The following is a 12,212-nucleotide window of genomic DNA, read 5'->3' as shown; positions in this document are numbered from 1 at the left end:
CTGACACTTCGATACTCCTCTACCTCGTCTACTGAAATCGTCTGTCTCCGTTCAGTACTTGCGCTATTCGCTGTTACGAATTCCGTTACCTCCTCATCATTTGCTTCGACAGATCTAATAGCCTGCCCCCAGGGGCGCACTGCTATACGGTATATTATAAATGATAGTCCCCTACATTGTAAAGAAGAGCCACCTTCCGAGGAAAGCAGCTCTTCCGCTATATTAATCTTCTGCCAAGCCTTGTTCGCGACCGATGCAGTCGGCGATGGTTTGACATAAACGTTCCAATTGTGCTTGGTCCGGACCTTCGGCCATAACGCGAATCAACGGTTCTGTGCCGGACGGACGTACCAACACGCGACCGTTTTCGCCAAGCTCACGAGAGGCTTCGGAAATTTCTGCCTGAATAAGAGGATTTTCTTCCCACCCCGTCTTTGTGAGAACACGCACATTGATAAGCAGCTGCGGATATTTTGTCATAATGCCGGCCAATTCCGATAAAGGCTTGCCCGTTTCCTTCATAATGGACAGCATCTGTACAGCAGTAAGCAAACCGTCACCGGTAGAATTATAATCCAAGAAAATAACATGACCGGATTGTTCGCCACCGATAGAATACCCTTCTTCGCGCATTTTTTCCAATACATAGCGATCGCCTACAGCAGTAGCAAAGGTACGCATTCCCAGTTCGTGCGCCGCTTTGTGGAATCCGATGTTGCTCATAACGGTGCCCACAATCATATCGTCTTTCAGCTTGCCCTGTTCTTTGAGATGACGCGCGCAGAGTAGCATAATCTGATCGCCATCAAGAGCCGTCCCCGTTTCATCCACCAACAAGCAACGGTCCGCATCACCATCATTGGCAATCCCCACCTGCGCACCTTCGGCAACCACTCTTGCCTGAAGTCCTTCCAAATGTGTGGAGCCGGCATTTTCGTTAATGTTCACCCCATCCGGATCCACATTGATAGCAATCACTTCGGCACCTAAGCCGCGCAATACTTCCGGACCTACCATGGAAGCCGCTCCGTTGGCCCCGTCATACACAACGCGTAATCCTTCTAAGGATACATCAACGGTAGACTGTACAAAGCGAGCGTATTCATGAGCCAGCGAGCTGTCCCAATGAATGCGTCCCACATGCTCTGCCACCGGTCGCGGTAATTCGTTTTCACCGCTTTTGCGGCACAACACTTCCAGTTCATCTTCTACCGCATCGGGCAATTTAAATCCTTTGCTGTCAAAAAACTTGATACCGTTATCCGGGAATTTATTGTGCGATGCGGAAATAACAACCCCTGCATCCCAACCGTGTTTGCGTACCAAATACGCTACCCCCGGTGTAGGGATGACTCCGGCAATAACCACATCACCACCTACCGAGCAGATGCCGGCGGCCAGTGCACTTTCAAGCATAGCACCGGATATACGGGTATCGCGGCCGATTAAAAAGACCGGTCGTTCTTTGGATTCTCCGAAATGAGCGGCTGCCGCACGTCCCAAATGATAGGCTAACTCCGGTGTCAAAAATTCGTTAACTACACCTCTAACACCGTCAGTACCAAATAATCTTGCCATCTTTTCATTCCTCCTATAGTGCCAACGGCGCATATTCCGCCATAATGCGAATCGCTGTTTCCGCGCCGTCCAAAGCTGCACTCATAATTCCGCCGGCATATCCGGCTCCTTCGCCCATCGGATACATCCCACTGGTCGTGGGCGATACTCTATCATCATCACGCTGTATTCGCAGCGGCGAAGATGTTCTTGTTTCTACACCGGTCATACATACCTCCGGTGCATCAAATCCTTTGATGCGACGTCCAAAATACGGTAACGCTCGCTCCATAACACTCGTTACATAGATGGGCAAGCAGTCATGCAAATCGGCCGGCACCACACCGGGTGTGTAACTATGTACCGCCGTCTCAGGTATATTGCCTTTTGTATGATTCAAAAAGTCGCCTACGGTCTGAATCGGCGCACAATAATTTCGTCCACCCAATTCAAAGGCCTTTGCTTCCCATTCTCGTTGGAACGCTACCCCTGCCAAGGGATGCTCACCGAAATCATCAGGGCCTACCGTTACTACCACGGCACTGTTCGCCACACCGCTGTCCCGCGCATACAGGCTCATGCCATTCGTAACCACATGATTGTCTTCCGACGCACTGGCTACGACTTGACCGCCCGGACACATACAAAAGCTATATGCCGTACGACCGGTTTCCTTATCGTGGTACACCACAGAATATTCGGCCGCACCCAATCCCAACTCCGCCGGCTCCACACCGTACTGTGATACATCGATAACATGTTGCGGATGCTCAATGCGAACACCTACCGCAAAGGGCTTGCTTTCCATTCCCACGCCGCGTCGATATAACATTTCGTAAGTGTCGCGCGCACTATGACCGATGCCCATGAGAACAACCGAAGCGGGAATCACTTCATCATCGTTAACTACGACTGCCGCCACTTTTCCATTTTCCAAGCGCAAGTCCGTCACCTTCGCGCCGAACCGCACATCACCGCCCCACGCAATAATTTGCTCACGCATGCCCTTTACCATACCGCGTAAAATATCGGTGCCTACATGAGGCTTATGCTTAAATAAAATTTCCTGCGGTGCACCAAACTCTACAAAGTATTGCGCAATTTCATGAAGTCTTGGATGCGTTACTCGCGTCGTCAGCTTGCCGTCCGAAAAGGTGCCGGCACCGCCTTCGCCAAATTGTACGTTGGACTCCGCCTTAAAATGACCGTGCGTCCAAAACTCTTCTACATCCTTCGTCCGCGTATCCACGTCCTGTCCACGTTCCAGCACGATCGGTTGATAGCCTTCGCGCGCCAAGTAAAACGCTGCCAGCATACCGGCCGGTCCAAAGCCGATGACCACCGGTCGATGCTGTAGCTTCTTCGTACCGTGTACAATCGCTTCCGGCTCTTCCGGTTGCATGGCACTTATATTTTTGTCACGACTTAATTTTCTTAACACTGTCTCTTCGTCATTGACCTCCAGGAACAATGTATACACGAAGGTAATCAGCGGTTTCTTGCGCGCATCCACAGCTCGGCGTACAACATGCACCGTCCGAATGCGGCCGCACAAGGGGGGATATTTTTTCTCCAACAGCGCCGTCAAATCTTTCTGCGCTTTTACATTAACCCTAAAATTAATGACTCTTAGCATTTGTATCTCCTAATAATTTTTTTCGTATATCGACTGTTACATGTACGCGAGTAGGCACTGCCGTCATACCGTCCTCCTGCCGAAGCTCATAATCGCCGGCAAAGGTTTCCGTTGCATTTTGCAAAGGAATATCCACGGTTCTGATTTCCGAAAGTCCTCCAATAGCACTTTCCTTACCGCTTACGATGGCCTGCTGCGGATCGACGGTAATACTGCGCACTACATAACCGGCCGGTACTTCACCGACCGTGCTTACCGTAACGGGCAAATTCTTTTCAAAGCGGATTTGTTCCAATTCCAATTGTGCCTGCCCTTGGCGCGGCGTAATGGTCACTCCGTCTACAACACCGCCGGCTGCATTCACTGCCGTGATAACGCCGGATGAAGTGAAGTTGCTTTTGCGGTCCACCATATTTACTTTTAACAGCACATGCGACACCGTTGCCACCAACCGCTTAGGGCCGCTGACGGATACCACCTTCGGCACGGTGCTGATTTTCTTCACCGCAATATCATCAGCCACCTTCCCCAGCTGTTGCACTTCTACGGGAAATTCCTTAACCATATATTCATCCACGGAAATCGTCGCATTGTCCGGGGTCATGCTTACCAGTGCCAAGCCACTGGGCGATACAAACTGAATCGGTACATTTTGCTGTCCCGGTGAAATATCTCCTAAATCAACATACGCCCGTAAAGAGTTTTGCGCCAAAGCCAAAATGGCATTACGAGGCCCTCGCAAATGAACGATAACCTGCTTCGGAATATCTTCTACTACGTATTTATCGCTAAGATTCTGTACATGGACAGGTACTGTATAGGTAGCATCGGTAATCGGATTTTGTTCCTTCATAACATAAAACCACATCAGTACCGCTCCGAGGAAGGACAATACTTTGGCTACCCAGTTGTTTTGCATTTTACGCAGCAATCGCATCATTTGCCCCACCTCCATGTTTTAACGAAGGAAAAGGCCGATTTTGGCTTATCCAGGAACGTACGCAACGCTTCACGCAGCTTTTCTTCCGTTAAATTACGGTAAATATGTCCGCCGTATGTATAGGAAATCTTACCGGTTTCTTCACTGACTACCAATACGATAGCATCGGCCTGTTCACTGAGACCGATAGCGGCACGATGGCGCGTACCCAATTCCGTACTAAGCGTACGCTGCTGCGTCAACGGCAATAAGCAAGCCGCCGCCATAATCCGATTATTGCGAATAACTACGGCACCGTCATGCAGCGGTGTATTGGGAATAAAAATATTATTTAACAATTCTCGTGATACTTTACCGTCAATATCAATGCCAGTATCGATAATTTCGCCGAGACCTACTTCGCGTTCGAATACGATGAGCGCACCAATGCGTTCGCGCGACATAACCTTCGCCGCCGCTACGACTTCGCCCACCATGCTTTCGATTTCCGCTTCGCTGGCATCCACCTTCTTAGCCAATAATCGTCCGCGCCCTAGCTGTTCCAGCGCGCGTCTGAGTTCCGGTTGGAATACGACCGGCAAGGCAACAAGAAGAACTGTCATACCTTGGCTGAGGAGCCAGCTCACTACGTGCAAATCAAAGAAACGGCTGATGACATTAATAACCAGCAGCACTGCCAAGCCCTTTAAGAGAGCCATGGCGCGGGTATCCTTTATTTGTTTGTACAAGAAATAAAATATTACGGCCACGCAAAGGATATCGAAAAAATCGCCGACCCGAAATGTTTGAATCAATCCTTGAAATTGAAGCGACATTATATGAAACCTCCTATGAGGATACTCGTAAAAAAAGAAGGGTATAGCGTCTATACGCTTATACCCTTCATTCTATACTATTTTATGTATGGTGTAAAACCAAATTTATCACTGCACACCGGCGTTCTGCGTTTCAATCCACACATCAAGATGACCACCGCAGACCATCCCTTCCTTCATGGCCACATCATCATTGAGGTCCACATCGATACGACGAAACGCTTCCTTTTTCATCAATGCATCCAATGCGCTGAGGCGTATTTCATTTTCTGCACGCCCACCACCGATGGTGCCGAAAATGGATCCATCCGGATGAACAATCATAGTCGTCCCCGCTTTGCGTGGTGTGGAGCCTTCTGTCTTTAAGATTGTCGCAACAGCTAAGGTACTCTCGGGCCGTGCTTGTAAATATTCAATAAATTCACGCTTCATACTTTAGCCCCTTTCTCGACAAAAACCTTCCTTGCTTGCCTCGCGTAACCGCCAGGTATTCGCTGACAATGGAAAGAGCAATTTCTTCCGGCGTTTCCGCTCCGATTTCAAGACCGATAGGACCGTAAATCATATCTAATTCCTGCTGTGTCCAGCCTTCCGCCTTTAATGCTTCAAAGGCGTGGAAGATACGCTTATGGCTACCCATGACACCCATGTACGTAGGCAGTAACTCGCGCAATTGATTCAAGCATATACTGTCATATTCGTGAGCACGGGTAACAATGATGATACCGTTGTAGGAAGTAAGCGGCAAGTTTCCTTTCAATTCGCGAAAATCCATGCAAATGCGTTTAACCCGACTGTCGAAAAAGTCTTCGCGCAAATACTCGCTGCGATCATCTACCACCGTCACATGGCAACCGATGAACAGCAACATATCCGCAATGCAACGACTTACATGGCCGGCACCGAGTACCAATACTTCCGGATCTTTTTCCACCGGTTCCACAAAGCATTCCGTTGCGCCGACGCGCACAATTTGATTCTGTAAATTGCTGTCCAACGTAAAGCCTTCAATGGACTGGCCGTATAAAACGGTACCGTCTGCACCGTATACTACCTTATCACCCCGGCGAGGGCCGGACACTACCGTCACGATCCACGAAGCCTCATCTCTATCCAGTTGCTGCTTCATTACATCATACATTGTCATCCTATAACCTCTTTCCTCGTAAATGTCTGTTTTCGTCAACACCGTTCCCGCTCCGCCTGCCACGCAGTAATCGCTTCCATTACACCGCCGGCCACGGCCAACGCCTTATCTGAAATCGTATAGCAATGGAACTCTTCACATCGCGCATCCACATCGGCCAACTTAAAACCTTTGGTCACCATAAGTCCGCTGGTTAAAATACCGCGCAGGATGCCGCGAATCTTTGCCTTCACAGGTTCTTTATCCACATAGCCTACGACTTCACCGGCTTCAACTTCTTCTCCGATATGACGACGTGCCGTAAAAAGCCCGTCACACGGTGAGTGCATAACCCGTTCCGTCGTATAACCGCCCACATTACCGGGCACCCCCGTATTAGGTAAGGCGGTGCCTTCGTAAATACACCGTCCCAATGTATGACCGCGCATAGTTTCGATCACCACATCTACGTCATCACCGGCAGTAAATCCCGGTCCGCAACCGATGACGAGTTCCGCATCATCATTACGCGTGCCTATATTGCGTTTTGCCAAAATGGCATCCACCACAATCGTCGGTTGCAGCGTATCCAAGATTCGCTCATACGGCTCCGTCACTACGGGAATAACAGCATCCCCGCTATCAATCAGTTGCCTTGCTTCAGCCAAGGTCATATGACGCGCTGTTAATCGTTCTAAAATCATCTCGCCTAAATGAACGGCATTGCCGTAACACACATCGCGGCGAATCATAGTCGGAATGGCAATCTCACTGACTACCACCGGAAAGCCTGCTCGTTTCAGGCGATAAATAGAGCCGGAAGCAATATCGCCTCCGCCTCTGACTAATACTAATGGTTTCATAGTTTACCCCATAATCGATACATCTTTGCATATTCCTCCGGTGTATCGAGATCGCAACCTACCTCGGCCGGTAAGGGACAATAACTCACATACGACTTACCCTTGCCGCGCACAATTGCGCGACCGCCTACATCACCGGTCACCTTCATTAAGTCCTCGCGCCATGAAGCGCCGAAGATAACCGGATTGCCACCTCTCGTATCACCGTATTGCGGACAAACAATCCGTTGTCTGTTGCCGCCGTGCTTACCGAACACATCGACCATGCGCCGTATATACCGTGCCTCCAGTAGTGGTTGATCCGCAACGGCACAAAGAATACCGTCTACCTCGCCCAGAGTCGCCACCCCTTGTCGCAATGAGGAGGCCTGACCGTCTTCGGGACAAAGATTTTCTACCGTACAAAAGCCGTGCCGAGTAGCGATGGGCTCCATCGTTGCTCGGTCACGACCTACTACCAGTATTCGTTCACTTTGCATCGGCAAATCCGTAAATGCTGCCAACACCGCATCCAGTACGGTACCGTTTCGCCATGGCAACAGTGCTTTGCAACGTCCCATGCGCGATGACAAACCGGCCGCCAATACCACCACACCTAACGACATTGGATATGCCGCCTAATTTCACAGCTCGCCTTATAGCCGTCAGCGAGGACAATCCCATCAATAGTCGCACCGGCCAAGCAGTCCAAGAAGGCATCAATCATGCGATGCTGCACCGTATCATAGCCGGTGCCGAACAAGATTTTGCGTCCGCGACTGTACTGAAAAAGACCGTGCGGATGCAATACCAAGCGTGCCAGCATATGCGGTGTAACTACAGCTCCGACACAACGCTCCATAACCTCCGATACTTCAGCCATGTTATGTACATGCTCTTCATCGATAGCTTGTCCCAACATTTGCAAGTTAATAACACCTATGGTCATTGTTGTTTCTTTGGGAATAACCGGTTCCGTTTCCTTCGGTGCCTTCAACCATTTTTCACGGGCTCCGTCCGCTTCCACCAAAATTTGCCAATTCGGATGTACCTTGTGCATATCATCGATTTGTCTTGATGACAATGCCGTAACCTTTGTTCCGTCTATACCACCGAACCAAGCGGCACAACGACCTTGATGAACCGCTGCCGTACAAAGCTCATCGGCGCGATTAAAATCCTCACCGTAGTACGGATTCCACTGCGCTACCTGTGATTCGTACAGTTTAGTCGTCGTTGTTACCAATGTAGGTTGGCCTTGCAAACGACCGTACTCCACCAATTTAGATAATACCGTCGTCTTACCGCCGGCACCGACAATAGATGTAATTCCCGGTGCGATAAGTGCGTTCCAATGCTTTGCCTGTGTCATGGTCATAGCTGTGCCTCCTCACTGCAAACCAACAAACCTGCCTATACCTGTGCAAGCGTGCGCGGCGCGTTAAGCCGTTTACGCAGTAAGCTCCCCTTTATTATACTCCCATAAGGATGATTAATGTGTTGTTATTTATGCATAGCTTCAAAAACAACCTCAGGAATCATAGGTAATTCGGTCGGTTCTGCACCGCATGCATTAAGAATGGCGCCTTGAATAGCCGGGCATGACGTATTGATAACTACTTCACCGATAGACTTTACTCCGAAAGCCCCCGTCGGCTCATAGGACTCTACAAAATCCACCGTCACTTTACCTGTATCGGTACGATCCGGTATCTTATATAACATAAAGTTATTGGTTTCCAATTGCCCCGCCTGAGAATACCGAACTTCTTCATAAAGAGCCATACCGATACCTTGCACAATACCGCCTTCCGCCTGTACCTTAGCCAACGTCGGATTTACGATCGTACCGCAATCTACTACGGAATAAAATTCAATAGGCACTACCTGTCCCGTTTGGGTATCCACACTTACTTCCGCAATACTGGCCATAAACGGCGGCGGTGATGTATGACTGCCAAAGGTAGCTGTTGCACTGAGCTGACCGTACGTCGGTCCTACGGACAACTTCGCCGTCATTTCTTTTGTCGTCATAGTGCGACCGTCATCCAAGGTGCGCGCTGTCAATCCATCAAAATCTATATTGGCTGTATCTGTTTCCAGCAGCGTAGCAAACTGCTGCATAATTTTTTGACGTAACTCCTCCGCTGCCAGCTTGGCCGCTGTCCCGGTTACGTAGGTTGTACTCGATGCATATGAACCCGGATCGAAAGGCACTACATCCGTATCCGCTTCGTAACAACTCATCGCTTCCATAGGGCATCCCAATACTTCACAAGCCATCTGCAACAGTACCGTGTTGGAACCAGTACCCATATCCGTAGATCCGGTGTATAAAATATAATTGCCTTCATCGTTCAAACGAATTTCCACGGTAGCATTATCAATGTTGGCAATCCCCGATCCTTGAAAAGCCAAAGCAATTCCCAAGCCGCCACGATGATGCTCATCAATTTGCCAACTTTTCGGACGTTCATCCCAACGCGCCATAGTCTTTACCTTCGCAATAGCTTCCTTGAGATTACCGGATTCCAATACCTCATCCGGAGCGTACACCAAAGATGTTTCGCCTACATTGATTAAATTTTTCTCCCGCAGCTCAATTTCATCTATGCCCATCTTCTTCGCCAGCTTTGTTACCGCACATTCCAAAGGCCACAAGGCTTCCGTTGCACCATAACCACGGAAAGCACCACCCGGCATATGATTGGTATACACGATGTTAGAGCTGTAGCGTACTGCCTTCCCTTTATTGTACAGCGGCACCGACTTATGCTCGCCGGCAGTAAAGGTAGTAAATGCATGCGTACCGTATGCGCCGGCATCGGATATGGCCACCATGTCAATCACCTGAATGATGCCGTCTTTCGTTGCACCTAGGCGCACCTTCCACTCTCTGGCATGACGGCTGGTCGAACAGTTCATGGCTTCCTTGCGATCCAAAATAAGAACTGCCGGCTTTTTTAACGTCCAAGTGACAAAGGCACAAATAAGTTCGGTACAAGCAGTTTGCTTTGAACCGAAACCACCGCCGATACGCGGCTTAATCACGCGCACCTTGCTGGCCGGAATATCAAGAGCATGCGCAATATGACGACGCACGTGGAAAGGAATCTGCGTCGAGCTGGTACATACCAATCGTCCGAATTGGTCAATGGTACAAAACGTACGGAATGTTTCCATCGCCGTTTGCGAAGCAGCTTGGTCAAAATAGGTTTCTTCCACCACATAATCGCATTTTGCCAGTTCTCCTTCAACATCGCCTACCACATGGTTATACGAGCAGGCTAAATTTCGTTTCGGATCTCCGCCTACAGGGAAATTGTAATGTAAATCCTCTTCCGGATGTACTACGCTCGGATGATCTAAAGCCGTATGAATATCAAGAACCGGATCCAATACTTCGTAGGTTACCTTGATAAGCCACATCGCCTGCTTGGCTGCCTTTTCCGATTCTGCTACCACAAAGGCCACTTCATCACCAACATAACGCACCAAAGGCTCCAACAATAACTTATCATACGCAGACGGTTCCGGATAACTTTGCCCGGCCAAGGTAAATCGCCGCTGCGGCACATCCTTATATGTATAAATGGCTACTACTCCGGGAACGCGCATCGCCGCTGCCGTATCAATTGTCACGATACGCGCGAATGCATGAGGGCTGCGCAATACTTTAATAACCAATGCATGAGCCGGTACTAAATCTTCTGTATATACGGCACGACCGCTGAGAATCATAGCGGAATCTATTTTTTTATATCCCTTGCCAACGTGTTTCATACCTCGTCTCCTCTCAAGTATTTGCGAATGCCCCTTAGCTGCGATTCATAGCCGGTACAACGGCAAAGATTTCCTTTTAAGAACGCTTTAATATCTTCGTCTGTAGGATTTTCCTTTTCACGTTTCAACGCCATAGCACTCATCATCATACCCGTCGTGCAATAACCGCATTGATCCGCTCCTTCCGAAGCCAGGCACTCGCCGAGATAGGCCGCTTCATCCGCCAATCCTTCCAAAGTAGTAATGCTATGTCCTACGGCACGGAAAGTCGGGTACGCACAAGATAAAATCGTCTTGCCGTCAAGCCATACCGTACACAATCCACAATTTGTCGTTTCACAACCACATCGTACACTGTAATATCCGAGATTGCGCAATGTCGTAAGCAACGCTTCATCCTGCGCAATATCAATATTAATTTTTTTATCGTTAATAGTTAATGTTACTTCCATGCCGGTACCTCCCCTGCATTATCGCCTGCTGTCGTCACCGTATACCATAATCGTTCAATCAACACCTTTGTCATCGCCTGTCGATACGAGGATGATGCATGGGAATTGCTTTCAAAGAACAATTCTGCCGCTGCTGCTTCACCGGCTTCGGCTACCGCATTCTCTCTGCCGGCTGTTAAAATACTGCTTGCCCGTTTTGCTTTTACCGCTACCCCGGGACGACCCCCGATATAAATACTGTAGCCTACTGCATCATGACGCATGGCACCTACCAAATACGGAAAATCCGAAGCAGATTTGCGCAGTGCCACAAGAGCCACCGCCGGTTGTTCGCATTTTATACGGATCTCTATTAAAATATCCCGCTTGTCATATGTAAGATAGTCTTCCAAGGACATGCGTCCCGCTTTATAAAGTACTACATCTGCTTTGAGTGCCAACAGCGCCGGAATAATATCGGAAAATCCAAAGCGTCCCGCCACCGATCCACCGATGGTCGCCATATTTCTAAACTGCACACCTAAAATGGAAGACAGCGCCTGCGGCAATATGCCGCCGCCCAAATGTTGAAACGCTTCATAGGTTTCCACATCGCGCTGCGTCGTCATCGCTCCGATAGCGTATTCATCGCCGTCCTTTACGATATATTCCAATTCTAATTCCGTTAAGTCAATAACAGCCGGCCATTGGCGCTTTCCCAAGCGCAGCCAACATCCTCCGGCCAATAGCGGCGCTGTTTTATGCCGTGTCGTAATCAATTCATACGCCTCATCCAGCGTCGTCGGTTGTAGCATTCGCACACATGTTAGCATCGTTTTTCTCCTGTACCATTACTTAATTCACAAGCAAACTTTCCACAGTTAATATACATTAGTCTTTTATTCACTACTTCAATATAATTATAACTTACGTTTCACTGATAAGCTATAGTTATTTTTAAAAGTTTAATATGCTCATTATGTATATATCTATATATTTTGCTATTTCTTCTCACTTACGCTATAATAAGCCCCATACTCCATAGCTATTTCAATATTTAATTCACGATAATTAGCAGAAAG

At 48.7% G+C, this 12,212-nt stretch carries 12 protein-coding genes; all 12 read right to left on the bottom strand.

Translation table 11 applies throughout. From position 1 onward, the window contains the following. Nucleotides 1-222 precede the first annotated feature (222 nt). The 12 genes from glmM to G344_RS10345 all read right to left on the bottom strand — a co-directional run bounded on the left by glmM (nt 223) and on the right by G344_RS10345 (nt 11,963). A complete protein-coding gene (gene glmM / locus G344_RS0100495) occupies nt 223-1,578 on the bottom strand; it encodes a phosphoglucosamine mutase (RefSeq protein WP_028254474.1) in 1,356 nt (451 codons plus the stop codon). Between the two features lie 13 nt (nt 1,579-1,591). After that, a complete protein-coding gene (locus G344_RS0100490; RefSeq protein ID WP_028254473.1) occupies nt 1,592-3,193 on the bottom strand; it encodes an NAD(P)/FAD-dependent oxidoreductase in 1,602 nt (533 codons plus the stop codon). Further along, nucleotides 3,177-4,133, bottom strand: a complete 957-nt coding sequence (locus G344_RS0100485; RefSeq protein WP_051245612.1) for a CdaR family protein — start codon at nt 4,131-4,133, stop codon at nt 3,177-3,179. The genes G344_RS0100490 and G344_RS0100485 overlap by 17 nt, the downstream gene beginning before the upstream one ends. Beyond that, nucleotides 4,130-4,948 carry a diadenylate cyclase CdaA gene (gene cdaA, locus G344_RS0100480; RefSeq protein ID WP_028254471.1) on the bottom strand — a complete coding sequence of 273 codons (819 nt, stop codon included), beginning with the start codon at nt 4,946-4,948 and terminating at the stop codon, nt 4,130-4,132. The genes G344_RS0100485 and cdaA overlap by 4 nt, the downstream gene beginning before the upstream one ends. A gap of 108 nt (nt 4,949-5,056) precedes the next feature. After that, entirely contained in the window at nt 5,057-5,380 is a 324-nt protein-coding gene (locus tag G344_RS0100475; RefSeq protein ID WP_028254470.1) for an XdhC family protein, read from the bottom strand. Beyond that, nucleotides 5,370-6,095 (bottom strand): XdhC family protein, encoded by a 726-nt coding sequence (locus G344_RS0100470; protein ID WP_028254469.1) that lies wholly within the window; start codon nt 6,093-6,095, stop codon nt 5,370-5,372. The genes G344_RS0100475 and G344_RS0100470 overlap by 11 nt, the downstream gene beginning before the upstream one ends. A 35-nt stretch (nt 6,096-6,130) precedes the next feature. Next, entirely contained in the window at nt 6,131-6,937 is an 807-nt protein-coding gene (gene yqeB / locus G344_RS0100465; RefSeq protein ID WP_028254468.1) for a selenium-dependent molybdenum cofactor biosynthesis protein YqeB, read from the bottom strand. Next, complete coding sequence (locus tag G344_RS10350; RefSeq protein ID WP_051245610.1) at nt 6,934-7,542, bottom strand: nucleotidyltransferase family protein; 609 nt, start codon at nt 7,540-7,542, stop codon at nt 6,934-6,936. The genes yqeB and G344_RS10350 overlap by 4 nt, the downstream gene beginning before the upstream one ends. Then, a complete protein-coding gene (yqeC, locus tag G344_RS0100455) occupies nt 7,533-8,294 on the bottom strand; it encodes a selenium cofactor biosynthesis protein YqeC (RefSeq protein ID WP_028254467.1) in 762 nt (253 codons plus the stop codon). Before yqeC ends, G344_RS10350 begins: the two co-directional genes overlap by 10 nt. A 125-nt stretch (nt 8,295-8,419) precedes the next feature. Further along, entirely contained in the window at nt 8,420-10,699 is a 2,280-nt protein-coding gene (locus G344_RS0100450) for a xanthine dehydrogenase family protein molybdopterin-binding subunit (RefSeq protein WP_028254466.1), read from the bottom strand. Continuing rightward, nucleotides 10,696-11,151, bottom strand: coding sequence for a (2Fe-2S)-binding protein (locus G344_RS0100445; protein ID WP_028254465.1), 456 nt, complete (start codon nt 11,149-11,151; stop codon nt 10,696-10,698). Before G344_RS0100445 ends, G344_RS0100450 begins: the two co-directional genes overlap by 4 nt. Next, nucleotides 11,142-11,963, bottom strand: a complete 822-nt coding sequence (locus G344_RS10345; protein WP_051245609.1) for an FAD binding domain-containing protein — start codon at nt 11,961-11,963, stop codon at nt 11,142-11,144. Before G344_RS10345 ends, G344_RS0100445 begins: the two co-directional genes overlap by 10 nt. Nucleotides 11,964-12,212 lie beyond the last annotated feature (249 nt).

This window comes from Veillonella magna DSM 19857, assembly GCF_000428745.1.
GTDB classification, from domain to species: Bacteria; Bacillota; Negativicutes; order Veillonellales; family Veillonellaceae; genus Veillonella_A; species Veillonella_A magna.
This window is presented reverse-complemented; position numbering and strand designations above follow the sequence as displayed.

Excerpts from the sequence above, each read along its gene's own strand:
- glmM (WP_028254474.1), bottom strand. The coding sequence starts at position 1,578 with ATGGCAAGATTATTTGGTACTGACGGTGTTAGAGGTGTAGTTAACGAA.
- G344_RS0100490 (WP_028254473.1), bottom strand. The coding sequence starts at position 3,193 with ATGCTAAGAGTCATTAATTTTAGGGTTAATGTAAAAGCGCAGAAAGAT.
- G344_RS0100485 (WP_051245612.1), bottom strand. The coding sequence starts at position 4,133 with ATGATGCGATTGCTGCGTAAAATGCAAAACAACTGGGTAGCCAAAGTA.
- cdaA (WP_028254471.1), bottom strand. The coding sequence starts at position 4,948 with ATGTCGCTTCAATTTCAAGGATTGATTCAAACATTTCGGGTCGGCGAT.
- G344_RS0100475 (WP_028254470.1), bottom strand. The coding sequence starts at position 5,380 with ATGAAGCGTGAATTTATTGAATATTTACAAGCACGGCCCGAGAGTACC.
- G344_RS0100470 (WP_028254469.1), bottom strand. The coding sequence starts at position 6,095 with ATGACAATGTATGATGTAATGAAGCAGCAACTGGATAGAGATGAGGCT.
- yqeB (WP_028254468.1), bottom strand. The coding sequence starts at position 6,937 with ATGAAACCATTAGTATTAGTCAGAGGCGGAGGCGATATTGCTTCCGGC.
- G344_RS10350 (WP_051245610.1), bottom strand. The coding sequence starts at position 7,542 with ATGTCGTTAGGTGTGGTGGTATTGGCGGCCGGTTTGTCATCGCGCATG.
- yqeC (WP_028254467.1), bottom strand. The coding sequence starts at position 8,294 with ATGACCATGACACAGGCAAAGCATTGGAACGCACTTATCGCACCGGGA.
- G344_RS0100450 (WP_028254466.1), bottom strand. The coding sequence starts at position 10,699 with ATGAAACACGTTGGCAAGGGATATAAAAAAATAGATTCCGCTATGATT.
- G344_RS0100445 (WP_028254465.1), bottom strand. The coding sequence starts at position 11,151 with ATGGAAGTAACATTAACTATTAACGATAAAAAAATTAATATTGATATT.
- G344_RS10345 (WP_051245609.1), bottom strand. The coding sequence starts at position 11,963 with ATGCTAACATGTGTGCGAATGCTACAACCGACGACGCTGGATGAGGCG.